This window comes from Streptomyces sp. NPDC090798, assembly GCF_044768965.1.
Classification (GTDB): Bacteria; Actinomycetota; Actinomycetes; order Streptomycetales; family Streptomycetaceae; genus Streptomyces.
Map to the genome: position 1 here is coordinate 49,981 of NZ_JBIVXA010000010.1, position 25,379 is coordinate 75,359.

The following is a 25,379-nucleotide window of genomic DNA, read 5'->3' on the forward strand; positions in this document are numbered from 1 at the left end:
AGCCCCCAGGTTGAGGAGGGGACGGGTAGGGGCGGCGGGGGCGAGGAAAGGCGGCTCCGGGGCCCGGCGTGGCGTCTAGCACCTACACCCCCCACCCACATTTCCTCCGCCCACCAGTACCCCCATTCGGGTCGGATCGTTGACCTTTCAGGGCGCGCAGGCCCATCCCCGTACAGGCTGGTACTCCCCCTGCCGCGCGCCCACCGGAGGACACCTCATGAGCACGCCGCCCCTCGCCTCAGGCCCCGAAGGTCCCGGCACGCTGCGGCCGCTGCTCGACACCGTCCTCGACGCACTGCGCGAGGGCGGCGAGGCCCGCGGGGGACCGCTGCCCGCCGGCGGACCGGAGAGCGTGGCCCGGCGCGTACGGGACGCCGTCGGCGACGTACTGCCCGAGCAGGGAACCGAAGACGCCCTACGCGTCGTCGTACGGGCTCTCGCCGAGGGCGCAGCCGACCCCGCCGACCCCCTGTGCGCCGCCCACCTGCACTGCCCACCCCTCGCCGTCGCCACCGCCGCCGACCTCGCCGCCTCCGCCCTCAACCCCTCCATGGACTCCTGGGACCAGGCCCCGGCCGCCTCGGAACTGGAGGCACTCGTCACCCGGGCCCTGGCCCAGGAGATCGGCGCCGGCGACGCCCTGGTCACCACCGGCGGCACCGAGTCCAACCAACTCGCCCTCCTCCTCGCCCGAGAGGCACACGCCGGCGTGCGGCTCATCCACGGCGCCAACGCCCACCACTCCCTGCCCCGCGCCGCCTGGCTCCTCGGCCTGCCCGACCCCGTCGTCGTCCCCGCCCCCGCCGGCACCATGGACCTCGCCGCCCTCGACGAAGCCCTCACCGAACTCCAAGGCCTCCGTGGCTCCCTCCTCGTAGCCGCCACCGCGGGCACCACCGACGCCGGACTCATCGACCCCCTGCCCGACATCGCCGACCTCTGCGAAGCCCACGGCACCCGCCTCCACATCGACGCCGCCTACGGCGGAGGCCTCCTCTTCAGCGACCACCACCGCGGCAAACTCGACGGACTCGACCGCGCCCACACCGTCACCCTCGACCTGCACAAACTCGGCTGGCAGCCCGTCGCCGCAGGCCTCCTCGTCGTCAAGGACCCCCACGACCTCGACGCCCTGAGCCACCGCGCCGACTACCTCAACGCCGACGACGACACCGAAGCGGGCCTCCCCGACCTCCTGGGCCGCTCCCTGCGCACCACCCGACGCCCCGACATCCTCAAAGTCGCCGTCACCCTCAAAACCCTGGGACGAGCGGGACTCGGCGCGCTCGTCGACCAGGTCTGCGCCCACGCCGTCGAACTGGCGGATCTCGTCGAAGCACACCCCGGCTTCGAGCTCTACGACCCGCCCACCCTCAGCACCGTCCTGTTCCGCCCCGCCGAGGCCTCCGACGAAGCCGTCGCCGCCGTACGCCGCACCCTGCTCCACGAAGGACGCGCCGTCCTCGGCCGAGCCCTGCTCGACGACCGGCTCTGGCTCAAAGCCACCCTCCTCAACCCCCACACCCGGCCGGGCGACCTGGCCGCGCTCCTGAAACTGGTGGAAGGACACACACCCCGATGAGCCCGACGCCCCTCCCCCCACCCCACGAGCCCGACGCGCCCCGCGACCTCGTGGGCATCGGCATCGGCCCGTTCAACCTCTCCCTCGCCGCCCTCGCCCACTCCCTCCCCGAACTCGACAGCGTCTTCTACGAACAACGCCCCGGCTTCGACTGGCACCCGGGCCTGCTCATCGACGGCGCCACCCTCCAAGTCCCCTTCCTGGCCGACCTGGTCACCCTCGCCGACCCCGCCAGCCCCTGGTCCTTCCTCAACTACCTCAAGGACCGCGACCGCCTCTTCCCCTTCTACTTCGCCGAGCGCTTCCACATGCAGCGCGCCGAGTACGACGCCTACTGCCGCTGGGTCGCGGGCCGCCTCCCCGGACTCCACTTCGGACACCAGGTCGACGCCGTCCGCTGGAACCCCGAACGCACCCTCTTCGAAGTCGACTTCACCCAGCTCGACAGCGAGGGCGAAGCCGAGGCCCTCGGCCGGACCTACACCCGCAACATCGTCCTCGGCGTCGGCACCGCACCCCACATCCCCGAGCCCCTCAAACCCCTCGTCGAAGCCCCCGGCGTGCCCGTCATCCACGCCGCGGACTACCTCGCCCACCGCGAACGCTTCCTCACCGCCGAACACATCACCGTGATCGGCGCGGGGCAGTCCGGCGCCGAGGTCTTCCTCGACCTCCTGCGCAACCGGCCCGCCGGCCGCGAGAAGATCCACTGGCTCGCCCGCACCGAGGCCTTCGCCCCGATGGAGTACTCCAAGCTCGGCCTCGAACACTTCACCCCCGACTACACCCGCTACTTCCACGCCCTCACCGAGCCCGTACGCGACCGGCTCGTCGCCGCCCAATGGCAACTCCACAAGGGCATCGACGCCGACACCATCGCCGCCATCCACGACGAGCTCTACCGCCGCACCCTCCACGGCGGCTGGCCCGACGCCGTCCTCACCCCCGCCGTCACCGTCCGCACCGCGGGCCGCGTTGCCACCACCAAGGTCGAACTCCACCTCGAACACGGCCAGCAGGGCGCCCGCACCCGCCTCACCACCGACGCCGTGGTCCTCGCCACCGGGTACCGCGAACGCCCGCTCGGCCAGATCCTCGCCGGACTCGACCCCTACCTGTGCCGCGACAGCGCCGAACGCACCAGCATCGACGACCAGTTCCGCCTGGTCCTCGACCCCTCCGTCACCGGCCGCGTCTACGTCCAGAACGCCGAACTCCACACCCACGGCGTCGGCGCCCCCGACCTCGGACTCGCGGCCTGGCGCAGCGCCACCATCCTCAACTCGCTGACGGGCAAGGACCCCTACCCGCTCCCGCGCCGCACGGCCTTCACCACCTTCGGACTCGAACCACAGTCCCAGGTCCCGCCCGCCCGCCACACCGCCCAGACCCTCACCCCGCTGGTCGACGGACGGTAAGAAGAAGACCCCGGGCACATGCCCGGGGTCCAGAGAACAAGCGCGCTAGAACAAGCGTGCGAGCCCGGGAGTGCTGGAAAACAGGCGTGCTAGAAGACAGGCGCGCCGTCCCGCGTGAGCTTCCAGTCCACCGAAGCGAACTCCTTCGGGTCGAGCACACCCTTCGCGGTCACCCACTCGGCGATCCGCGTACGGATCTCCGTCGACTCCGACCAGACCTCCTTCGCGGACGCCACATGCGGGAAGGCACCGCCACCGTTCGCCCGGTAGTTGTTCACCGCGAACACGAACTGCTGCGCGTCGTCCAGCGCCGCACCGTCGTACGTCAGGTTCTTGATCCGTGAACCCTCCGCCTGCGCGATGTCGATGTCGTACCGGAGCCCCGACACATAGTCGTAGTTGTAGTCCGGACGGTTGTTCGCGTTGGTCAGCTTCTCCGTGTCGATCACCGCACCGGCCGCCGTCCGCACGAAGTAGTTCGCCGAGTACTCCAGGTACGCCCGCACCTGCGCCCCCGTCAGCACCTTCGCGACCAGCGTGTTGTCGTACACGTACAGGCTCGACAGATCCCGGATCGTCACATTGCCGGCCGGGATCTCGGAGGTGCGCGAGAACGGCGAGGCCTGCGCGATCACGGGCAGCGACGCGTACTCCGTGCCCACCAGCGCCGCCTTGACCACGTCCTCCTGCACCTTGGTGATCAGGTCGATGATCGGGGCGTCCTTGTAACGCGCCTCGACCGTCGTCAGCGTGTCCGTGGCCTTGCCGACGACCTGGTTGACGTACGCCACCACCACGTCGTGCTCGTCCTTCAGCAGCCGGGTGATCTTCGGGTCGTCGGCGACCGAGTTCGAGTTGCGGACGGACGCCGCCACCGACTCGACCTGCCACTTGCCCTTCTCGAAGACCAGCTCGAAGTCGAACACCGACAGCCGCTCCGCATACGCCAGCGGCTCCGACAGCACCACCGTCCTGCCGGTCTTGGTGTTGGTGACCTTCAGCTCCGGGATCTCCACATGCGCGTGCCCGACGAGAATCGCGTCGATCCCCGGCACCTGCTGGGCGACGAGCGCCGCCGAGTTCTCCACGTAGGGCAGCTGATCACCGTAGGACGACGTGCCGGACGCACCGGAGTGCGCCGACACGACGACCACGTCCGCACCCATCGACCGCAGCTTCGGCACCCACTTCGCCGCCTGCTCCTCCAGCCCCGGGAACGTCAACTTCCCCTGGACGTACGCCTTGTCCCAGATCGCGATACCCGGGTTCGTCAGACCGAGCACCGCCACCTTCACCGACGGGGCACCCGGCACGTGGAACGTCTTCATGAAGTACGGGGGGAAAGCCGGCTTCAGCGTCTTCGCGTCCAGCGCGTTCGCACCCAGCAGCGGGAAGCGGCACTGCGACTCGAACTTCCGCAGCGTCTCGATGCCGTAGTTGAACTCGTGGTTGCCCAGCGCCACCGCGTCATAGCCGATCGCGTTCATCGCCTGCGCCATCGGGTGTACCGGACCGCCCTTGGCGGTGATCGGGTCCACCTTCGCGTAGTAGTACGTCAGCGGGGTGCCCTGGATCGTGTCGCCCGCGTCCAGAAGGAGGGTGTTGCAACGCCCCTTCTCCTTGCGGATCTCGTTCACCAGCGTCGAGATCCGCGCCAGACCCTGCGCGTTGCCCGCCGTGTCCTTGTACTCCGCGTCCTTGAAGTAGTCCCAGTTGAAGACATGTCCGTGCAGGTCCGTCGTGCCCATGACGGTGAGGGCGTACCGCTTCACAGGCTTCTTCCCACCCCCTGCCGCCACCGAGGTCGCCGCCCGCGCGGACGGAGCCGCGACCGCACCGGTCAACGCCACCCCCGCACCCGTCACGGCGGACTTCTTCAGGAACTTCCGGCGGTTCAACGGCATGTCTATGGCTCCTTGGGAAATGGTCAACGACGCGCGTAGATTCTGACCCACGCATGACACTCCAGAACAGGCCCTGGAGGTTTCCATCTGGTGACCACCGGGCACCACGACCACCCTTCCGGTGACAGAGTGGGGCGTATGGCCCCCACCGCAGAGGAACCCCAACCCGCAGTCCCCTACGGAACCCCCGAATCACCCCGCATCGCCGTCCGCGGCGAAGCCCACCTCGAAGTCGACCCCGAGATCGCCCGCATCGGCATCACCGTCAGTGCCCGCGGCACCGACCGACGCGAGGCCCTCGCCGACCTCACCCGCCGCAACGCGACAGCGATGGACCTCGTGAAGTCCTACGGAGACGCCGTGGAACGCCTCGAAACCGGCGCCTTCTCCATCAGCCCGGAACTCACGAAACACGGCCGCGGCGAACGAATCCGCGCCTACCACGGCCGCGTCCACCTCACCGCCGAACTCACCGACTTCACCGCACTCGGCGAGCTGACGACACGCCTCGCAGACCTCGACCTCACCCGGGTCGACGGCCCCTGGTGGGCCCTGCGCCCCGACTCGCCCTCCCACCGCCAGGCCCGCCAGCACGCGGTCCGCGAAGCCGTCCAACGCGCCCGCGAATACGCCGACGCCCTCGGCACCACCCTCGCCGCCCTCGTCGAACTCGCCGACATCGGCGCCGAGAACACCCAGCCCTACTCCGCGGCCCCCGGCCGCGCCATGCGCTCCATGTCCTTCGCCGGCGGCGCCCCCGAAGAAGCCGCCCCCCTCGACCTCGAACCCCAACGCCAACACGTCTACGCCCAGGTCAACGCCCGATTCACCATGGCGCCGCCGGAACTGTAATGCGCGGACCGGTCGCCATAAAGTACCGACCCGCTCATCAGAGCACCCCCGCGCACAATTCAACTGTTGTCAATAAGGCTTCATGCAAAGGTTGTTGAGTAGTCATGCTGGACCAATTCTCTACCGACCGGTAAGGCCTAGGCTCAAACCATGCGCCGAGCAAAAATCGTCTGTACATTGGGCCCCGCCACCGACTCGTACGACCAGCTCAAAGCCCTGGTCGACGCCGGAATGGACGTAGCCCGCTTCAACCTCAGCCACGGCACCTACGCCGAACACGAGGAGCGCTACCAGCGCGTGCGAAAGGCCTCCGACGAGACCGGCCGCAGCGTCGGACTGCTCGCCGACCTTCAAGGCCCGAAGATCCGACTCGGCCGCTTCACCGAAGGCCCCGTACTCCTTGAACGCGGAGACACCTTCACCATCACCGTCGAAGAAGGCGCCGAGGGCGACCGCCTCACCTGCGGCACGACGTACCCGGGCCTCGCGACCGACGTCACCCCCGGCGAACGCATCCTCGTCGACGACGGCAAGGTCTGCCTCGAAGTCACCGCCGTCGACGGCCCCCACGTCCACACCACCGTCGTCGAAGGCGGCATGGTCTCCGACCACAAGGGCCTCAACCTCCCCGGCGTCGCAGTCTCCGTCCCCGCCCTCTCCGACAAGGACGAAGCGGACCTCCGCTGGGCCCTGCGCACCGGCTTCGACGTCATCGCCCTCTCCTTCGTCCGCAGCGGCCGCGACATCGACGACGTCCACCGCATCATGGACGAGGAAGGCCGCCGCCTTCCCGTCATCGCCAAGGTCGAGAAGCCCCAGGCGGTGGACGCGATCGACGACATCGTCGCCGCCTTCGACGGGATCATGGTCGCCCGCGGCGACCTGGGCGTCGAAATGCCCCTCGAACAGGTCCCGATCGTCCAGAAGCGCGCCATCAAGCTGGCCAAGCGCAACGCCAAGCCGGTCATCGTCGCCACCCAGATGCTCGACTCGATGATCGACAACTCCCGCCCCACGCGAGCCGAGGCGTCCGACGTCGCCAACGCCGTCATCGACGGCACGGACGCCGTGATGCTCTCCGGCGAGACGAGCGTCGGCAAGTACCCCGTGGAAACCGTCCGGACGATGTCCCGCATCGTCGAGGCCGCCGAGGAGGACATCCTCGCCAAGGGGCTGCCGCCCCTGACCGACCGGAACAAGCCCCGCACCCATGGCGGTGCGGTCGCCCGCGCGGCGGCGGAGATGGGCGACTTCCTCGGCGCCAAGTTCCTCGTCGCCTTCACCCAGTCCGGCGACACGGTCCGCCGCCTCTCCCGCTACCGCTCCCCGATCCCCCTGCTGGCCTTCACCCCCGACCCGGCCACCCGCTCCCAGCTGAACCTGACCTGGGGCGTGGAAACGTTCCTGGGGCCGCACGTCGGCTCCACCGACGCGATGGTCGACCAGGTGGACGAACTCCTCCTGAAGTACGGCCGCTGCGAAAAGGGCGACATCGTCGTCATCACCGCCGGCTCCCCGCCCGGCGTCTCGGGCACCACGAACCTCGTACGCGTCCACCACATCGGAGAGGACGACAGCCCCAAATAGTTCCGGCTGTCAGTACTTGGGCCCGACGTGGGCGTCCATGAGAGCGACGGAGGCTTTGCGGGCGACGGAGATGTTGAACGGGTCGCTGCCGCGCGCCAGCGTCGTCCACTCGACGCCCACCCGGTCGAGGGTGTCGGTAAAGAGCTTCCGGATGTCGTCGGACTTGTTGGTGAGGAAATACCGGGGGTATTCATAGCGCTTGCGCTCTCCAGCGACGAGGCGGCTCGTCCAGTTCGTGATGCGACAGCCGTCGGAGTGGATGAGCCCGCGGATGAATTCCCACGGGTGAGCGTCGACGATTTCCTGTTGCCAGGGTTCGAGGACGATCGGGCGCTCGTGCTTCTTGCCGGGGCCGTGCTGGGGGAAGAGGCAGGGCCAGTGCCGGCTGTATCCGACGACCGAGACGTATCCGACTGCTTGGACCCGGTTCGACTTCTGGCTGGGGTTGATGGCTTCGATGGCGACAGCGCAAGCTTCGATGAGGCCTGGCCAAGTGTTGGCGCATGCGATGCGGAGAACGTGGCCCGCTCGCATGCCGGGGCTGATACAGCCGTCACCGAGGTAGAGCCCCAAGAGGTAGCTGTAGGCCGCCGTGTTGGAGGGTGGCTCAGTTGCCGGGCCGCATCTTGAGCATGGTGTGCGCTGCATGTGGGGTAACGGGTCGACGCGGGATTGCCAGCAACGGATCGCTGACCTGGATACCCCGGTCTCCCTGCTCACGGAGTTCAGGCTGCGTCCCTGAGTGACAAGTGCCAGAGCTCGCTCGCGTGTGCCCATGTCGTACATGCGGTTACTCTGCACGAGTGATCGCGACCGTGCGCAGCAAAAAGCGGATGTTCACCAGAACGGGAACATCCGCTTTTCTGTGGCGACCTTGGAATCCAAGGAAAAGTGCCCCGAGTCGGACTCGAACCGACACTGTATGGGTTTTGAATCCATTGCCTGCTGCCAATTGGGCTACCGGGGCCCGTTGAATCGAAGGTTTACCTCGACCCGCTGCCCGTCCACCATACCGCAGCTAGGTAGGCTCTTGGGAGCAGTACCCGCCCCTGAACGAGGAGCCCCCGTGACCGCCCCCGAGTCGCCCCAGCCCGTCGCCGACGACGACAAGTCGCACGTGCCTCCGCTGACGACCCGTGTCGTCATCGCCGAGGACGAGGCGCTGATCCGCCTCGACCTCAAAGAGATGCTCGAGGAAGAGGGCTACGCCGTCGTGGGCGAGGCGGGGGACGGGGAGCAGGCCGTCGAGCTGGCTCGTGAGCACCGGCCCGACCTCGTGATCCTCGACGTCAAGATGCCCAAGCTGGACGGGATCTCGGCGGCCGAGAAGATCGCCGAGGAGAGCATCGCCCCCGTGCTGATGCTCACCGCGTTCTCGCAGCGCGACCTCGTCGAGCGGGCCCGTGACGCGGGCGCGATGGCGTACCTCGTGAAGCCCTTCAGCAAGAGCGACGTGGTACCGGCGATCGAGATGGCCGTCTCGCGGTTCACGGAGCTGAAGCAGCTGGAGAAGGAGGTCGCGGACCTCAGTCAGCGCCTGGAGACCCGCAAGCTGGTCGACCGGGCCAAGTCCGTGCTGCAGACGCAGTACGGACTGACCGAGCCCGCCGCGTTCCGGTGGATCCAGAAGACCTCCATGGACCGCCGTATGTCCATGCAGCAGGTCGCCGAGGCGGTCATCGCGGACGCCGAGGAGAAGAAGTCCTCCAAGGGCTAGCGGACAGGCCCGCGCGCTGGTGCCCGCGCGAGGCCGGCGACCGCGTGTCAGGCTGGTTCCGGGGCCGTGTGGCCTTCGGGTCGGCAAGGCAGCAAAGGAGACAGCGCGTGGAAGAGAAGGCGTTCGTCCAAGCGGTGTCGGAACGTACGGGCCTGTCTCGGCAGGAGTCGGCCGATCTCACGCGTGCCACGCTGGAGACGCTCGCCCATCGGCTGAGCTCGGGTGAGGCGCGGAACCTGGCGCTGGAGCTCCCGGAGGGTCTGGCGGAGTCCGTTCGGCGGGGTGCCACCGCGGAGATCGAGCGCTTCGACTACGACGAGCTCGTGCGGCGTGTGGCGGAGCGCAACGTGCTCAAGCCGGACGAGGCAGACAGCGGCGTCCGTGCCATGCTGGTCACGCTCCGTGAGGCGATCAGTGAGAAGGAGTTCGGCCACGCGATGTCGCAACTCGGTGCCGACTTCACCAGGCCGATCGAGAATTTCGCGGGCTGATTCCCCGGCGAGCGGTATGGGCGAGTGGCAGGTGTGAGTGACGAAGAGGCCCGCGCCCCCCGACTGGGGGCGCGGGCCTCTTCGTGCGGCGGCTGTACGGTCGTACGGCCGGAGCCTGGTCTCAGTCCTCGCCCAGGTAGGCCTTGCGTACCGACTCGTCGTGCAGCAGGTCCTGTCCGGTGCCGGAGAGGACGATGTTGCCGACCTCCATGACGTGTCCCTGATCGGCGAGGGAGAGCGCCGCCTGGGCGTTCTGCTCGACGAGGAGGATGGTCGTGCCGTCGGCCTTGAGTTCGGCGATGGTGGCCATGATCTTCTGCATCATGATCGGCGAGAGGCCCATGGAGGGTTCGTCGAGCATGAGCAGCTTGGGCTGGGACATGAGCGCGCGGCCCATGGCCAGCATCTGCTGCTCGCCGCCGGAGAGGGTTCCCGCGGCCTGCTTGCGGCGTTCACCCAGGATGGGGAAGAGGTCGTAGGCGCGCTGGATGTCCTTCTCGATGCCCGCCTTGTCGGTGCGCAGGAACGCGCCGAGCTGGAGGTTCTCGGTGATCGTCAGCCGGGGGAAGATGTGGCGTCCCTCGGGGGAGTGGGCGAGGCCCAGGGAGACGATCTTGTGGGCGGGGATGTTGCTGAGGGGTTTGCCGTCGAAGGTGATGCGGCCCGCGGTGGGCTTGAGGAGCCCGGAGAGGGTGCGCAGGGTGGTCGTCTTGCCGGCGCCGTTGGTGCCGATGAGGGTGACGATCTGGCCGGCTTCGACGGAGAAGGAGATGCCCTTGACGGCTTCGATCTTGCCGTAGGCGACCTTGAGGTCTTCGACCTCGAGCAGTGCGGTCACTGGGCGTTTCCTTCCTTGCTGGTGGTGCCCTCCGTGGCGGCGTCGCTCTCGGCGGCCTCAGGAGTCTCGGCGGCCTCGGGAGCCTCAGTGGCCTCGGGAGTCTCGGTGACCTCGGGGGCTTCCGCGGCCTCGGGAGTCTGCGTGGCCTCCGCCGCCTCGGCGGCTTCGACCTCGGCGAGCTCTTCCGCGCCGGGGGCGCCCTCGAAGGGGGTACCGAGGTAGGCGGCGATGACGCGTTCGTCGCCCTGGACGACCTCCGAGGTGCCCTCCACGAGCTTCTCGCCCTGGACGAGGCACGCGACGCGGTCGGACAGGTTGAAGATGAAGCGCATGTCGTGCTCGATGACGAGGACGGCGATGCCCCTGTCGCGGATGGCGAAGACGAGGTCTTCGGTAGCGCGTGTCTCCTGGGGGTTCATGCCGGCCGTGGGCTCGTCCAGGAGCAGAAGTCCCGGTTCGCTCGCCATGGCGCGGGCGATTTCGAGCTTGCGCTGTTCGCCGTAGGGGAGGTTGCGGGAGAGGTGGTCGGCCTTGTGGTCGAGGCCGATGAACTCCAGCAGCTCCATGGCGCGTTCGCGGGAGGCGGCTTCCGCCTTGCGGAAGCCGGGGCCGCGCAGGAGGGCCGACCAGAGGCCTTCCTTGGTCCTGGTGTGGCGGCCGACGAGCACGTTTTCCAGGACGGTCATGTTGGCGAAGAGCCGGATGTTCTGGAAGGTGCGGGCGATGCCGGCGCTGGTGACGAGGTGGGGCTTGGGCGGGAGGACGGTGCCCTTGTAGGAGACCTTGCCCTCGGTCGGCACGTACAGGCCGGTGAGGCAGTTGAAGAAGGTGGTCTTGCCGGCGCCGTTGGGGCCGATGAGGCCGACGATCTCGCCGGAGTTGACGGTGAGGTCGACGCTGCGGACGGCGGTGAGGCCGCCGAAGCGCATGGTGACGCCGCTGGCCTCGAGTACGGGGCTGGTGGCCGTGGTGGTGGTCATGTGGGTCACGCCCCTGCCTTGGTGACGCCGACAGTGGAGTCGGGCAGGCCTTGTTCGGGGATGTCGACGCTGTCGTCGGACTCGTGGAATTCGAGCTGGCGGCGGCGGTTGGCGATGATGCCTTCGGGGCGGAAGCGCATGAGGATCACGAGCGCGATGCCGAAGGCGAAGAGCTGGTACTCCTTCAGGAAGCCGAGCTTCTCGGGGAGGAGGTAGAGCAGGGTGGCGCCGAGGATGGGGCCGTTGACCGTTCCCATGCCGCCGAGGACGACCGCGGCCAGCAGGAAGGCGGAGTTGGGCGGTACGGAGCCGGCGAACTGGTACGGGGCCGGGTTGACGCTGTAGCCGACGTGGGCGCTGACCGTGCCGGCGAGGCCGGCGAGGGAGGCGCCGAGGGCGAAGGCGATGAGCTTGACGCGGAAGCCGTTGATGCCCATGGCGGTCGCGGCGGTCTCGTCCTCGCGGATGGCGATCCAGGAGCGGCCGATACGGGAGTCGGCGGCGCGGTTGAATACGATCACGACGATGCCGGTGATGATCAGCATCAGCAGGAAGTAGTTCGCGAAGCGGCCGAGGGTGATCGAGCCGATGTCGTGCGAGTTCCCGAGGTTGAACCCGAAGATGTCGAGGTCCGGGATCATCGAGATGCCGTTGGGGCCGTTGGTCAGGTTCGGTCCGGAGGAGCCGTCGAGGTTGTTGACGGAGATGCGGAAGATCTCTCCGAAGCCGAGGGTGACGATGGCGAGATAGTCGCCGCGCAGTCGCAGGGTGGGGGCGCCGATGAGGACGCCGAAGACGAGCGACGCGGCCATGCCGGTGAGCATGGCGGCCCAGAAGGGGAATTGGACGCCGGAGAAGCGGGAGAACTCGGATCCGGAGACGAGGGCCGCCGCGTAGGCGCCGACGCCGAGGAAGGCGACGTATCCGAGGTCGAGGAGTCCGGTGAGGCCGACGACGATGTTCAGGCCGAGGGCGACGGTGGCGACGACGAGGATGTTCACGCCGAGGTTGGCGTTGTGCTCGTTGTTCTCGACGAAGGGGAAGACCGCGGCGGCGAGGAACGCCATGGAGGTGGCGAATCCCTTGTGGCGGGCGTTGAGCGTGGCGAACCGGTCGAAGAGTCCGGCGGCCTGGAGTGCCCAGGTGCCGAGGACGACGAGCAGCAGGTAGCCGATGAAGGTCTCGCTGGCGTCGGGGTCGACGCCGATGCCGTACGTGAAGACGATCAGGGCGACGGCGGTGGCGCCGGTGATGACGAGGCGCTCGGCCCAGCCGGGGAGCTTCTCGGCCGCGGGGATGCGGTCGGGCTTGCTGACCCAGTCCTTGAAGGTGCCGCCGGGGCTCGGGAGAGCGAGGGCGCCGGCGAGGGCGATCAGGGAGCCGATGGCGGTGACGTAGGCGCCGGGGTCGAGGGCGACGAGGCCCTTGAGGTCGACCGCGATGGCGATGGCGCTGAACCAGCTGACGGCGAACGCGGAGGCGGCGGCGAGGACGACGGGCGCGGTGGCGCCTGCCGGGTTGAGCCAGCGCAGGCCGCGGACACCGAAGAGGGTGAGCGCGAAGAGCAGGGTGATCGCGCCGGCGACGAGGTCGAGGATCTGGAGGCCGGCCGGGGAGCCGTAGTAGGTGAGGTCCCCGGGGAAGTCGGCCGTGTAGGTCCACGACATGAAGGTGCTGGCGATGGTGGCGACGGCGCCGACGGCGATGAGGGCCCGCGCGGCGGTCTGGGGGAGTGCGATCAGACCGCGTGCGGGGGCGGTGATCTCGGCGGTGTTCTCGGTGGTTGCCATGGTGTTCACGCCCTGTCCGCGACGCGTTCGCCGACCAGGCCCTGTGGCCTGAACAGCAGTACGAGGATGAGGAGGACGAAGGCCCAGACGGAGGACCAGCCGCCGCCGCCGAGCTGCTGCATGCCGGGGATGCCGTCGATGTAGGAGGTGGCCATGGTCTCGGCGAGGCCGAGGACGAGGCCGCCGATCATGGCGCCGTAGATGTTGCCGATGCCGCCGAGGACTGCGGCGGTGAAGGCCTTGAGGCCCATCTGGAAGCCCATGTTGTATTGGATCGAGCCATAGCGCAGACCGTAGGAGACGGCGGCGACGGCGGCGAAGAAGCCGCCGATGGCGAAGGCGATCACGATGATCTTGTTGGTGTCGATGCCCATGAGCTGGGCGGTGTCCGGGTCCTGGGCGGTGGCCTGCATGGCGCGTCCGGTGCGGGACATGCTGACGAAGAGGGCGAGGGCCGCCATGCAGAGGGGGGCGGCGACGATGACGAAGAGCGAGCCGCTGCTGATGCTGATGGACCCGATGTGCCAGGGGCCGGCGTCGATCTGGGGGAAGTTGCGGTCGGTCTTGGCGTTCGGGTACCAGTTGAAGACGGCCTGCTGGAGCGCGAGGGAGAGGCCGATGGCGGTGATGAGGGGTGCCAGGCGTGGCGCGCCGCGCAGTGGTCGGTAGGCGAACCGTTCCGCCCCGACGGCGATGAGGACGGCGACGAGTCCGCCGCCGATGAGCATCGCCGGGAGGGCTATCCACATGGATGTGCCGTCGGGCAGGACGTAGAGGTAGACCGTGAGTGCGCCGAAGCCTCCGGTCATGAAGATCTCGCCGTGGGCGAAGTTGATGAGCTGGACGATGCCGTACACCATCGTGTAGCCGATGGCGATCAGCCCGTACATCGAGCCGAGGAACAGCCCGTTGGCCAGCTGCTGCGGCAGGGTGTTCACCGCATGGCCTCCATGTGGGTGGGGAGAGTGAACGGGGGTATATGGGACGGGCCGCGCGGTGACGTGTGGTCTTGGCCGCGCGGCCCTGGGGTGTAGCTAGCGGCGGATCTCGGATCAGCTGGGATCAGCTGGAGTTAGCTGGAATCAGCTGGGATCGGATCGGATCAGCCGTTGAACGTGCCGCTCTTGACGGCCTTCCACTTGCCGTTGACGACCTGGTAGACGGTGAGCTGCTTGTTGGTGGTGTCGCCGTACTCGTCGAAGGAGACGGGGCCGGCGATGCCCTCGAACTTCGTCTTCTGGACCTCGTCCACGATCTTGGCGCGGGCGCCGTCGGGGATCTTGCCGTCCTTCACGACGTTGGCGATCGCCTTGATGATGGCGGTCGCGGCGTCGTAGGAGTAGCCACCGTAGGTGCCGTAGTCGCCCTTGAGGCCGGAGGCCTTGTACTTCTTGATGAAGTCCGCGGCGGAGGGCAGGGAGTCGACGGGCTGGCCGACGGAGGTGGCCAGGTCACCCTCGGAGGTCTTGCCGGCGGTCGAGATGTAGGTGTCGCTGAACATGCCGTCACCACCGAACAGCGGGATCTTGACGCCGCCGTCCTTGAGCTGCTTGGTGAGCTTCTCCGACTCGTCGTACTGGCCGCCGTAGTAGACCAGGTCGGCCTTGGAGTTCTTGATCTTGGTGACGAGGGCGGAGAAGTCGGTGTCGCCGGTGTTGACGTGGTCCTCGCCGGCGACCTTGCCGCCGTTCTTGGTGAAGCCGGCCTTGAACAGCTTGGCCAGGCCCGCGCCGTAGGTCTGCTTGTCGTCGACGACGAAGACGTTCTTCTTCTTGAGCGTGCTGGACGCGTACTCGGCCGCGAAGCCGCCCTGGAGGGCGTCGGTGGTGGCCGTGCGGAAGTACGTCTTGAACGGGCGCGACTTCGAGGTCTGCCAGTTCTTGCCCTGGGTGAGCTCGGGCGCCGTGTTGGAGGGCGAGATCTCGACCAGGTTGGCGGTCGCGAAGACCTGCTGCATCTGCGTGGCGACACCGGAGTTGAGCGGGCCGACGACGCCGAGGACCTTCTCGTTGTTGACGAGGGCGGTGGCGTTCTGCTGGCCGCTGGCCGGGATCGCCTTGTCGTCGAGCGCCTGGACCTTGAAGGTCACGCCGGGGACGGTGTTGTTCTTGTTGGCGTCGTCGACGGCGATCTGTACGCCGCCCTGGATGCCAAGGCCGGTTGCGGAGTTCTGACCGGTCAGCGGAGCGTCAACGCCGATGATGATCTCGGTCTTGCTGCTGCTGCTCTTGTCCCCGCTGTTGTCACGCGAACCGCAGGCGGTCAGCGTGAGTGCTCCGGTGGTGAGCACGGAGGTGAGTATGACCAAAGAACGCTGTCGCACGTTGAATCCTCTCCCTGGCGCAGCAGCCCTGCTGAGCTGCCGTGTGTCTCGCCGGGCCGTACTGGGTGATACCGAGCCGTGCTGCAGACGCGCCCGGCGGCGCGGTGACTGGCCGTGACTCTAAGCCTGTCTGTGGGCCCGGGCATCGCCGTGGGCTGGCTTGTGACTTTCTTGTTATGACGTGCCGGTTGATGGGCTTCAGGGACGGGTATTCTCAGCCGATTTGGCGGAAATTCTTCCTGTTCCACATGTTGAGAATCCGCACCTCCGGTTGTGCGTGGACGGAGATCGCGGTCAGGCGCCGTCGCAGGTCGCGTGGCGGAGTCGGGAGAGGTCGCGGGAGTGCGGGCCGTCGAAGTTGGAACTCTGATGCCGTATTGCGTGCGTGTTACGCAGCGTTACGTCGAGAAAAGGGAACTCGGAGTTCGGCCGGCGTGCACGGTATTAGGACGCATGAGGTGCGGTCCGGGCGTGCGGTCTTGTGAAGGCGCGTGAAGTCGCCTGAAAAGGTCGTGAGTTGCCGCTGATTTCCGATAACTCCGGCGTATTGGAGTGCGGTTGCGGCGGGCGAGGGCGTGCGGGGGCCGGGGGCGTGCGGAAGTTGTGTGTGGGGGGTCGGGGCCGGGGTGGAGGTATCCGTCCTCGGCCAGGCGCGGAATCGGTCGGTCCCGGAAGGGGCCGGTGTTGACGCGCCAGCCGCTGCGGGCGGACACCTCCGCCCCGTCCCCTGCCCGCTGTACCCGACTGCCGGTGAGTAGGGGGCAGTTGTCTCCTGCCCCCTTGCTCGCCGTACGCCGGTGCCGGTGAGTGGGGCTCGTTCTGGAGGTGGGGGTCAGGCCTGGCGTACGTGGGCGGCGTCGGTGGGGTTGACGTCGCGCAGGAGGCAGGTGAGGCGGGCGGTGCAGACGCGCTTGTCGTTCTCGTCGGTGATGACGATCTCGTACGTCGCTGTCGTGCGCCCGCGGTGCACGGGGGTGGCCACGCCGGTGACGAGGCCGGAGCGGGCGCCGCGGTGGTGGGTGCAGTTCAGGTCGACGCCGACGGCGATCTTGGAGCTGCCGCCGTGGAGCATGGAGCCGACCGAGCCGAGGGTCTCCGCGAGGACGGCGGAGGCGCCGCCGTGCAGAAGGCCGTACGGCTGGGTGTTGCCCTCCACCGGCATGGTGCCGACGACGCGGTCCGCGGAGGCCTCGATGATCTGCACGCCCATGCGGGTGCCGAGGTGGCCTGCCGAGAAGAGGGCGGGCAGGTCGACGCCGAGTGCGGCGTACTCGTCGATGACCTCTTGCGGGAACTTCACTTGGCTCTGCTCGCCCATGGGGCCCGGCTCCGATCGTCGTCGGTCTCTCTGACTGGCTGAGCGAACGCTCAGTCGGTGGTCGATTGTTCCAGACGGACCACGACGGACTTGCTGGCCGGGGTGTTGCTGGTGTCCGCGGTGGCGTCGAGCGGGACGAGGACGTTGGTCTCCGGGTAGTACGCGGCGGCGCAGCCGCGGGCGGTCGGGTAGTGCACGACGCGGAAGCCCGCGGCGCGCCGTTCGATGCCGTCCTGCCATTCGCTGACGAGGTCGACGTACGAGCCGTCGGTGACGTTCAGCGCGCGGGCGTCCTCGGGGTTGACGAGGACCACTCGGCGGCCGTTCTTGATGCCCCTGTAGCGGTCGTCGAGGCCGTAGATGGTGGTGTTGTACTGGTCGTGCGAGCGCAGGGTCTGGAGGAGCAGGCGGCCTTCGGGGAGCTTCGGGTACTCGACGGGCGCGGCGGTGAAGTTGGCCTTGCCGGTGGCGGTGGGGAAGCGGCGTTCGTCGCGGGGGGCGTGGGGGAGGGCGAAGCCGGCAGGGTCGGCGACGCGTGCGTTGAAGTCGTCGAAGCCGGGGATCACGCGTGCGATGCGGTCGCGGATCGTCGCGTAGTCCTTCTCGAACTCCTCCCAGGGGGTGCGGGAGGCGTCGCCGAGTGCGCGGCGGGCGAGGCGGCAGACGATGGCGGGCTCGGACAGGAGGTGCTCGCTCGCGGGCTGCAGACGGCCGCGTGAGGCGTGGACCATGCCCATGGAGTCCTCGACGGTCACGAACTGTTCGCCGCTGCCCTGGAGGTCGCGCTCGGTCCGTCCGAGGGTGGGCAGGATCAGGGCGCGGGCGCCGGTGACGACGTGGGAGCGGTTGAGCTTGGTCGAGACGTGCACGGTGAGGCGGGCGCGGCGCATGGCGGCCTCGGTGACCTCGGTGTCGGGGGAGGCGGAGACGAAGTTGCCGCCCATGGCGAAGAAGACCTTCGCGTCGCCGTCGCGCAGGGCGCGGATGGCCCGTACGACGTCGTAGCCGTGCTCGCGGGGCGGGGCGAAGCCGAACTCCTTCTCCAGGGCGTCCAGGAAGGCCGGAGCGGGGCGTTCGAAGATGCCCATGGTGCGGTCGCCCTGCACGTTCGAGTGGCCGCGGACCGGGCAGACGCCCGCGCCGGGACGGCCGATGTTGCCGCGCAGCAGCAGGAAGTTGACCACTTCGCGGATCGTGGGCACGGAGTGCTTGTGCTGGGTGAGGCCCATGGCCCAGCAGACGATGGTGCGCCGGGAGGAGAGGACGAGGCGGAGGGTCTCGTCGATCTCCTCGCGGGTGAGGCCCGTCGCGGTGAGGGTCTCGTCCCAGTCGGCGGCGCGGGCGGTGGCCGCGAACTCCTCGTAGCCGTGGGTGTGTTCGGCGATGAAGTCCTCGTCGACCGCGCCCTCGGTCTCCAGGACGAGCTTGTTCAGGAGGCGGAAGAGGGCCTGGTCGCCGCCGAGGCGGATTTGCAGGAACAGGTCGGTGAGGGCGGCGCCCTTGAGCATGCCCTGGGGGGTCTGCGGGTTCTTGAAGCGCCCCAGGCCCGCTTCGGGCAGCGGGTTGACGCTTATGATCTTCGCGCCGTTGGCCTTGGCCTTCTCCAGGGCGGAGAGCATGCGCGGGTGGTTGGTGCCGGGGTTCTGCCCGGCGACGATGATCAGGTCGGCCTGGTAGAGGTCCTCGAGCAGGACGCTGCCCTTGCCGATGCCGATGGTCTCGGAGAGCGCGGAGCCCGAGGACTCGTGGCACATGTTCGAACAGTCCGGCAGGTTGTTCGTGCCGAGCTCGCGGGCGAAGAGCTGGTAGAGGAACGCGGCCTCGTTGCTCGTACGCCCCGAGGTGTAGAAGAGGGCCTCGTCGGGGGAGTCGAGGGCGGCGAGCTCCTCGGCGACGATGTCGAAGGCGCGCTCCCAGGAGACCGGCTCGTAGTGGTCGGCGCCCTCGGGCAGGTACATGGGGTGGGTGAGGCGGCCCTGCTGGCCGAGCCAGTAGCCGCTGCGGCCGTGCAGGTCGGTGACCGGGTGCGTGGCGAAGAAGTCCGGGGTGACCCGGCGCAGGGTGGCCTCCTCGGCGACCGCCTTCGCGCCGTTCTCGCAGAACTCCGCCGTGTGCCGGTGCTCCGGCTCGGGCCAGGCGCAGCCCGGGCAGTCGAAGCCGTCCTTCTGATTGACGCGCAGGAGGGTCAGCGCGGTGCGCTTCACCCCCATCTGCTGCTGGGCGATGCGCAGGGTGTGCCCGATGGCGGGCAGCCCGGCCGCGGCGCGCTTCGGCTCGGCGACCTGTGGTGCGTCCTGGACCGGATCGCTCTTGGGCGGCTTGCTGGCCATAGGGAGACCCCTTCGCATGCACGTATGAAGTACCTCGCCGATACTCGCACGCGCCGGTGACAGGGACGGTGGCCGGTCCCGGGAGGTCCGCACTGTCAGTGGGGCGTGCGAGGATCGGGGGCGTGGCAGAAACAGCATCGAAGAAGACCGAGAAAACCGCAGGTGCGGGCCGTCCGCGGCTGATGCTCATGGATGGGCACTCGCTGGCGTACCGCGCGTTCTTCGCGCTGCCCGCGGAGAATTTCACGACCGCGACGGGTCAGCCGACGAACGCGATCTATGGTTTCGCGTCGATGCTGGCGAACACGCTGCGCGACGAGGCGCCCACGCATTTCGCGGTGGCGTTCGACGTCTCACGCAAGACGTGGCGCTCCGAGGAGTTCACGGAGTACAAGGCGAACCGTTCGAAGACCCCGGACGAGTTCAAGGGGCAGGTCGAGCTGATCGGGGAGCTGCTGGACGCGATGCACGCGCAGCGGTTCGCGGTCGACGGCTTCGAGGCCGACGACGTCATCGCGACGCTCGCGACGCAGGCCGAGGCCGAGGGCTTCGAGGTCCTGATCGTCACCGGTGACCGCGACTCCTTCCAGCTGGTGTCCGAGCACACGACGGTCTTGTACCCGACGAAGGGCGTCTCCGAGCTGACCCGCTTCACTCCGGAGAAGGTCGTCGAGAAGTACGGGTTGACACCGGCGCAGTACCCCGACTTCGCGGCGCTGCGCGGTGACCCGTCGGACAACCTGCCGGGCATCCCCGGCGTCGGGGAGAAGACGGCCGCGAAGTGGATCAACCAGTTCGGTTCGTTCGCGGACCTCGTCGAGCGTGTCGACGAGGTCAAGGGCAAGGCCGGGCAGAACCTCCGCGACCATCTGGAGGCGGTGAAGCTCAACCGCCGTCTCACGGAGATGGTGAAGGACGTGGAGCTCCCGAAGACGGTCACCGACCTGGAGCGCGCGGCGTACGACCGTACGGCGGTCGTGATGGTCCTGGACACCCTGGAGATCCGCAACCCCTCCCTGCGTGAGCGGCTCTTCGCCGTCGACCCCGGGACGCAGGAGGCCGAGGCGGCCGCTCCGGTCATCGAGGGTGTCGAGCTGGACGGGGCCGTGCTGGGTGCGGGCGAGCTGAAGCCGTGGCTCGCCGAGCACGACGGCAAGGCGGTCCTGGGTCTGGCCACCGTCGACACCTGGGCCCTGGGTTCGGGCTCGGTGGCCGAGGTCGCGCTGGCCGCGGCGGACGGGGCGGCGGCGTGGTTCGACCCCTCGCGGCTGGACGCGGCCGACGAGAACGCGTTCGCGAAGTGGCTCGCCGACCCCAAGAAGCCCAAGGTGCTGCACAACGCCAAGGGTGCGATGCGGGTCTTCGCCGAGCACGGGTGGACGATCGAGGGCGTGTCCATGGACACCGCGCTCGCCGCGTATCTGGTGAAGCCGGGCCGCCGCTCCTTCGCGCTGGACGCGCTGTCCCTGGAGTACCTGGGCCGGGAGCTGGGGCCCGCCGCCGCAGCCGACGGTCAGCTGGCCTTCGGCGCGGACGACCAGGCCGAGGCCGAGGCGCTGATGGTGCAGGCCCGCACGATCCTCGACCTGGGCGAGGCGTTCGGCGAGAAGCTGGCGGAGGTCGGCGCGGCCGAGCTGCTGCGCGACATGGAGCTGCCCACGTCGGCGCTGCTGGCCCGGCTGGAGCGGCACGGTATCGCGGCGGACCGGGCGCACCTGGAAGCCATGGAGCAGATGTTCGCCGGCGCCGTGCAGCAGGCGGTGAAGGAGGCCCACGCCTCCGTCGGGCACGAGTTCAACCTCGGCTCGCCCAAGCAGCTCCAGGAGGTCTTCTTCGGCGAGCTGGACCTGCCCAAGACGAAGAAGACGAAGACCGGTTACACGACGGACGCGGACGCGCTGGCCTGGCTGGCCACGCAGACCGACCACGAGCTGCCGGTCATCATGCTGCGCCACCGTGAGCAGGCCAGGCTGCGGGTGACGGTCGAGGGCCTGATCAAGACGATCGCCGCGGACGGCCGCATCCACACCACGTTCAACCAGACGGTGGCCGCGACGGGCCGGCTCTCGTCGGTGGATCCGAACCTCCAGAACATCCCGGTGCGTACGGAGGAGGGCCGCGCGATCCGCCGCGGCTTCGTGGTCGGCGAGGGCTTCGAGTCCCTCATGACGGCCGACTACAGCCAGATCGAACTGCGCGTGATGGCTCATCTGTCCGAGGACGAGGGTCTGTTGGAGGCGTTCACGTCGGGCGAGGACCTGCATACGACGGTGGCGTCGCAGGTGTTCTCGGTCGAGCGTTCGGCGGTCGACGCGGAGATGCGCCGCAAGATCAAGGCGATGTCGTACGGCCTTGCCTACGGGTTGTCGGCGTTCGGTCTCTCCCAGCAGCTGAACATCGACGCGGGTGAGGCGCGTGCGTTGATGGACACGTACTTCGAGCGTTTCGGAGGCGTACGGGACTATCTGCGCCGGGCGGTCGACGAGGCTCGCGCCACGGGCTACACGGCGACGCTCTTCGGGCGCCGCCGCTATCTGCCCGACCTCAACAGCGACAACCGGCAGCGTCGTGAGGCCGCCGAGCGCATGGCGCTCAACGCCCCCATCCAGGGCACGGCCGCGGACATCGTCAAGATCGCGATGCTGAACGTGGACCGGGCGCTGCGCGAGGCCGGGCTCAAGTCCCGCATGCTCCTCCAGGTCCACGACGAAATCGTCCTGGAGATCGCCCCCGGAGAGCGCGCGAAGACCGAGGAACTCGTCCGCCGTGAGATGGCGTCCGCCGTTGATCTGCGTGCGCCCCTCGACGTCTCCGTCGGCGCGGGCCCCGACTGGGAATCAGCAGCGCACTAGCCTCCGGCAAACGAGCGTCCCGGACCCCGGGCCCGGTTTCGGGCCCCGGCCCCGGTTTCGGGTCCCGGGCTTGGCCTTGCGGCCTCTGGCCTCGGCCCCGGCCTCGGCCTCGGTCTCAGGCCCCGGTTTCGGGCCCCGGTCTCGGCCCCGGGCTTGGCCTTGCGGTCTCGGCCCCGGCCTCTGGCCTCGGCCCCGGGCTTGGCCTTGCGGTCTCGGCCCCGGCCTCTGGCCTCGGTCTCCGGTCGCGGGCTTCGGCCCCCGGCCCCGGTCGCGGGCTCCGGCTCTGGCCTCGGCCCCCGGCCCCGGTCGCGGGCTCCGGCTCTGGCCTCGGGCTCCGGCTCTGACCTCGGGCTCCGGCTCTGGCCTCGGGCTCCGGCTCTGGCCTCGGGCTCCGGCTCTGGCCTCGGGCTCCGGCTCTGACCTCGGGCCTCGGCTCTGGCCTCGGCCCCGGGCTCCAGTCTCGGGTTCGGGCCTCGGGCTCGGGCCCTGGCCCTGGCCCTGGCCCTGGCCCTGGCCCCCAGGCTGGTTCGGCCGCGGGCAGAGCTGCCGCCGGCTCTGCCCGGCGCCGGGTGCCCTGCGGGCCGCTCGTGCGGCGGTGCCACGGCGTGGACAGACGTCTTACCCCGCTCGGGGAAGCCCGCCCGCAGGGCACCCGCCTCGCAGCCGCCCGCGGGGAGAGCCGTCCCCTGCTCCGCCTCACGCGCTGCCCGGGAGAGTCGCCCCCGCTCGGCCGAGCGTGCCGCCTGCGGGGAAAGTCACCCCCCGGCCCCGCCCCGCGTTGCGTGCCGACCGCAGGGAAGGCGGGCCCCGCCTTGCGCGCTGCCCGCAGGGGAGGCCCGCCGTGCTCGACCGTGCGTGGCGCCCGCAGGAAAGCCACCTCCCGGCCTCGCCCCGCCTTGCATGCCGCCCGCAGGGAAGGTCGGCCCCGCCCTCGCGCGCTGCCCGCGGGCAAAGCCGCCCTGCTGTGCGCGCCGTCCGCAGGGAGAGCCCGCCCCGCTCGGCCGTGCGTGGCGCCCGCGGGGAAAGTCACCCCCCGGCCTCGCCCCGCGTTGCGTGCCGCCGCAAGGAAGGAGGGCCCCATCTCGCGTGCCGCCCGCAGGGGAAACCCGCCCTGCGCCGTCCGCACGGGAAGCCCGCCGCGCTCGGCCGTGCGTGGCGCCCGCGGGAAAGTCACCCCCCGCCCCCGCCCCACCTCGCATGCCGCCCGCAGGGAAGGTCGGCGCCGCCTCGCGTGCCGCCCGCAGGGAAGGTCGGCTCAACCTTGCGTGTCGCTTGGGGGAAAGCCGCCTTGCCTCGTGGGTGCCCGTAGGGCGGAGCTGTTGCGTTGGGTGCCCGTAGGGCATGGGTTCTCTCCGGTGGGCCGGAGGTCCGGGGGGACGTGAGCTCCGGTCAGCCCCCGGAGGGAACCGTCACTCGCGTGGCCCCCGCAAAGACGCCCCCCGTCCAAGGGGACCGTAAGGATGCGGGCATGGGTACAAGCATGCGCAACCGTCGCACGGCCATGGCCACAGCCGTCGTCTCGGCGCTGCTCGCGCCGGTACCCGCGGTGGCCGCGAGCGCGAGCACCGCCCAGGTGCCCGCGGCCTGCCGTTCCACCCGCAACCCCGAGCTCGCCGCCCGGATGTCCCGCGACATCGGGGCGGCGCTGTCGTCACGCCGGGGCACCGTCGCCGTGGCGGTGCGCGACGACAACAGCGACCTGACCTGCGCCCTCGCGAGCGAGCGTCAGTACGACTCGGCGAGCGTCGCCAAGCTCACGATCATGGAGGCCACCCTGCGCCGCGCGGACGAGCTGCGGCGCACCCTCACGAACTGGGAGTTCGCCAACGTACGCCCCATGATCACCATCTCGGACAACACCGCGGCCCAGCATCTGTGGAACGACCTGGGCCACACCTACCTAGGACGTTTCCTGGGCCGTGTCGGAACGCACCGCACCGAGCTCGGCCCGGCCGGCTACTGGGGCCTGACCCGCACCACGGCCTCCGACCAGATGCGGCTGCTGGGCGTGCTCACAGGCCCCCGTTCCTTCCTGAAGAGCCGCGCCTACGGGCTGAAACTGCTCAGCCAGGTCCGCGGGGACCAGCGCTGGGGCGTCCCCGCCGGCATGCCGCGCGGCCTGCGGGCGCACATCAAGAACGGCTGGCTGCCCCGGTCCACCCACGGCTGGCGCGTCCACAGCGTCGGCGTGTTCACCGGCTCCGGCCGCATGTACCGCATCGTCGTCCTGTCGCACGACAACCCGACGATGGCGTACGGGGTCCGCACCATCGAGCGGATCGCCCAGGCCGTCCACCGCGGCTTCAACCGCCGGCGCGGCGCCGTCCAGGGCTCCACGCCGGAGTACAGGATCAGCGAGGTGCCGGACGGTTCGGCGCCGCAGGGGCCGGTGCCGGGCTGGGACGAGCCGGAGCGGGACGCCACACCCTGACCCCGACGGCGTACAGCGCGAGACCGAGCACAAGACCCGCGCCCGCGCCGAAACAGAGCGCGGGGATCAACTCCCAGGGCTTCGCGCGGGTGCCCCAGTAGGCCCACCAGCGTGAAGCCCGCTGCACGGCGCCCACCAGCCCGCAGCCGCCGATGACGGCGGCCGCCAGCCACCGGTCGGAACGCGACAGCACCGGCACCCCCACCGGTTCGGCCGAGGGCGCCCGGCGCAGCGCGACGGTCACGAAGGCCACGATCACGACGGCCCCCACCAGCGAACTGCCGTACTGCGCGTAGGTGAACACCGGCGTGCCGTCGACGTTCTGCGACAGGACGGGGACCAGCCGTACCCCCCACCGGTCGTGGTGCGTGAAGGCGTCCCACACGACGTGTGTCAGCGCGCCGAGCACCGCGGAGGCGTACCACCACAGTGCCGCCGAGGAGCGCACCTGCCCGTGCGGTGCCCCGCAGCGCAGCAGAGCCGCGGGGCGTCCCTGACGGGCCCGTGGCAGCAGCGCCACCAACGGTTCGCGCAGTACCAGCCAGGCACCCACCAACGCCCAGGCGACGAGCACGTCGAAGGTGAGAACACCCGTGAAGGAGTGCGTGAAGTCGCCGAACTCCATCGCTCCGGGGACCACGCTCGCCGCGTAGTAGGTCATGTCGGGGGCGAAGGAACCGGCCACGAGTGCCGCGGGCGCGAGGCGGCCGCGGCCGCTTCCGTCGCCGCGCACGGCGGGCAGTACGGCCGCCGCGTGGCTGAGGGTGAAGGGCAAAGCGTCCCCCTGTGGCAGACGTTGGTCTGATATGTCGGCCCCGGTGATCTCCGACGCCCAGTATGAGGGACGTAGGAAAATGACCGCGGGCTCCACCCCTGGGCGCGTCTTCTCCCGGACAATCCCATATGGCCAACCGGTGAAAACCGGGCACGAACGGGTGCCCGGGCGACGGAAGTTGTCGTAGGGTC

18 protein-coding genes and 1 tRNA gene are annotated in these 25,379 nt (G+C 69.4%); 8 read left to right on the plus strand and 11 right to left on the minus strand.

Features of this window, described 5'->3' with window-relative positions:
- The first annotated feature begins 217 nt into the window (after positions 1-217).
- A complete protein-coding gene (locus tag ACIQTP_RS22365; RefSeq protein ID WP_403402118.1) occupies positions 218-1,582 on the plus strand; it encodes a pyridoxal phosphate-dependent decarboxylase family protein in 1,365 nt (454 codons plus the stop codon).
- Positions 1,579-3,000, plus strand: a complete 1,422-nt coding sequence (locus ACIQTP_RS22370) for a lysine N(6)-hydroxylase/L-ornithine N(5)-oxygenase family protein (protein WP_403402120.1) — start codon at positions 1,579-1,581, stop codon at positions 2,998-3,000. Before ACIQTP_RS22365 ends, ACIQTP_RS22370 begins: the two co-directional genes overlap by 4 nt.
- 89 nt (positions 3,001-3,089) lie before the next feature.
- On the opposite strand, the gene ACIQTP_RS22375 is transcribed toward ACIQTP_RS22370, so the two are convergent.
- Positions 3,090-4,904, minus strand: coding sequence for a bifunctional metallophosphatase/5'-nucleotidase (locus ACIQTP_RS22375; protein WP_403402123.1), 1,815 nt, complete (start codon positions 4,902-4,904; stop codon positions 3,090-3,092).
- A gap of 138 nt (positions 4,905-5,042) precedes the next feature.
- On the opposite strand from ACIQTP_RS22375, the gene ACIQTP_RS22380 reads away from it, so the two are divergent.
- Entirely contained in the window at positions 5,043-5,756 is a 714-nt protein-coding gene (locus ACIQTP_RS22380) for an SIMPL domain-containing protein (protein WP_403402126.1), read from the plus strand.
- Between the two features lie 150 nt (positions 5,757-5,906).
- Complete coding sequence (gene pyk / locus ACIQTP_RS22385) at positions 5,907-7,343, plus strand: pyruvate kinase (RefSeq protein WP_403402129.1); 1,437 nt, start codon at positions 5,907-5,909, stop codon at positions 7,341-7,343.
- Positions 7,344-7,352: 9 nt separating this feature from the next.
- Here the strand turns inward: pyk and ACIQTP_RS22390 are convergent, their stop codons facing one another.
- Both ACIQTP_RS22390 and ACIQTP_RS22395 read right to left on the minus strand, forming a co-directional pair.
- On the minus strand, positions 7,353-8,129 hold the full coding sequence (locus ACIQTP_RS22390; RefSeq protein ID WP_403402132.1) for a transcriptional regulator: 777 nt from the start codon (positions 8,127-8,129) through the stop codon (positions 7,353-7,355).
- Between the two features lie 106 nt (positions 8,130-8,235).
- Positions 8,236-8,310, minus strand: a tRNA-Leu gene (locus ACIQTP_RS22395).
- Positions 8,311-8,409: 99 nt separating this feature from the next.
- Here ACIQTP_RS22395 and ACIQTP_RS22400 point away from each other — a divergent pair.
- Both ACIQTP_RS22400 and ACIQTP_RS22405 read left to right on the plus strand, forming a co-directional pair.
- Positions 8,410-9,060, plus strand: coding sequence for an ANTAR domain-containing response regulator (locus ACIQTP_RS22400; RefSeq protein WP_075026314.1), 651 nt, complete (start codon positions 8,410-8,412; stop codon positions 9,058-9,060).
- A 107-nt stretch (positions 9,061-9,167) separates the two neighbouring features.
- Positions 9,168-9,551, plus strand: a complete 384-nt coding sequence (locus ACIQTP_RS22405) for a DUF2267 domain-containing protein (RefSeq protein ID WP_402043488.1) — start codon at positions 9,168-9,170, stop codon at positions 9,549-9,551.
- A gap of 121 nt (positions 9,552-9,672) precedes the next feature.
- Here the strand turns inward: ACIQTP_RS22405 and ACIQTP_RS22410 are convergent, their stop codons facing one another.
- The 7 genes from ACIQTP_RS22410 to ACIQTP_RS22440 all read right to left on the minus strand — a co-directional run bounded on the left by ACIQTP_RS22410 (position 9,673) and on the right by ACIQTP_RS22440 (position 19,130).
- A complete protein-coding gene (locus ACIQTP_RS22410) occupies positions 9,673-10,389 on the minus strand; it encodes an ABC transporter ATP-binding protein (protein ID WP_067363973.1) in 717 nt (238 codons plus the stop codon).
- Positions 10,386-11,369, minus strand: coding sequence for an ABC transporter ATP-binding protein (locus ACIQTP_RS22415; RefSeq protein ID WP_403402136.1), 984 nt, complete (start codon positions 11,367-11,369; stop codon positions 10,386-10,388). Before ACIQTP_RS22415 ends, ACIQTP_RS22410 begins: the two co-directional genes overlap by 4 nt.
- A gap of 5 nt (positions 11,370-11,374) precedes the next feature.
- Positions 11,375-13,159, minus strand: coding sequence for a branched-chain amino acid ABC transporter permease (locus ACIQTP_RS22420; protein ID WP_403402138.1), 1,785 nt, complete (start codon positions 13,157-13,159; stop codon positions 11,375-11,377).
- A gap of 5 nt (positions 13,160-13,164) precedes the next feature.
- Positions 13,165-14,097: a branched-chain amino acid ABC transporter permease gene (locus ACIQTP_RS22425; RefSeq protein WP_075026312.1), complete on the minus strand. Its 933-nt coding sequence runs from the start codon at positions 14,095-14,097 to the stop codon at positions 13,165-13,167.
- 164 nt (positions 14,098-14,261) lie between these two features.
- Positions 14,262-15,482, minus strand: coding sequence for a branched-chain amino acid ABC transporter substrate-binding protein (locus ACIQTP_RS22430; protein ID WP_403402140.1), 1,221 nt, complete (start codon positions 15,480-15,482; stop codon positions 14,262-14,264).
- An 832-nt stretch (positions 15,483-16,314) separates the two neighbouring features.
- Positions 16,315-16,800, minus strand: a complete 486-nt coding sequence (locus ACIQTP_RS22435) for a PaaI family thioesterase (RefSeq protein ID WP_168490524.1) — start codon at positions 16,798-16,800, stop codon at positions 16,315-16,317.
- Between the two features lie 50 nt (positions 16,801-16,850).
- Complete coding sequence (locus tag ACIQTP_RS22440; RefSeq protein ID WP_403402143.1) at positions 16,851-19,130, minus strand: FdhF/YdeP family oxidoreductase; 2,280 nt, start codon at positions 19,128-19,130, stop codon at positions 16,851-16,853.
- A 122-nt stretch (positions 19,131-19,252) separates the two neighbouring features.
- Here ACIQTP_RS22440 and polA point away from each other — a divergent pair, with 122 nt between their 5' ends.
- Both polA and ACIQTP_RS22450 read left to right on the plus strand, forming a co-directional pair.
- Positions 19,253-21,982, plus strand: a complete 2,730-nt coding sequence (gene polA, locus ACIQTP_RS22445; RefSeq protein ID WP_403402146.1) for a DNA polymerase I — start codon at positions 19,253-19,255, stop codon at positions 21,980-21,982.
- 1,468 nt (positions 21,983-23,450) lie between these two features.
- Positions 23,451-24,413, plus strand: a complete 963-nt coding sequence (locus ACIQTP_RS22450; protein ID WP_403402149.1) for a serine hydrolase — start codon at positions 23,451-23,453, stop codon at positions 24,411-24,413.
- Here ACIQTP_RS22450 and ACIQTP_RS22455 read toward each other — a convergent pair.
- Complete coding sequence (locus tag ACIQTP_RS22455) at positions 24,334-25,188, minus strand: DUF4184 family protein (RefSeq protein ID WP_403402153.1); 855 nt, start codon at positions 25,186-25,188, stop codon at positions 24,334-24,336. The two genes, ACIQTP_RS22450 and ACIQTP_RS22455, sit on opposite strands and share 80 nt — an antisense overlap.
- Positions 25,189-25,379 lie beyond the last annotated feature (191 nt).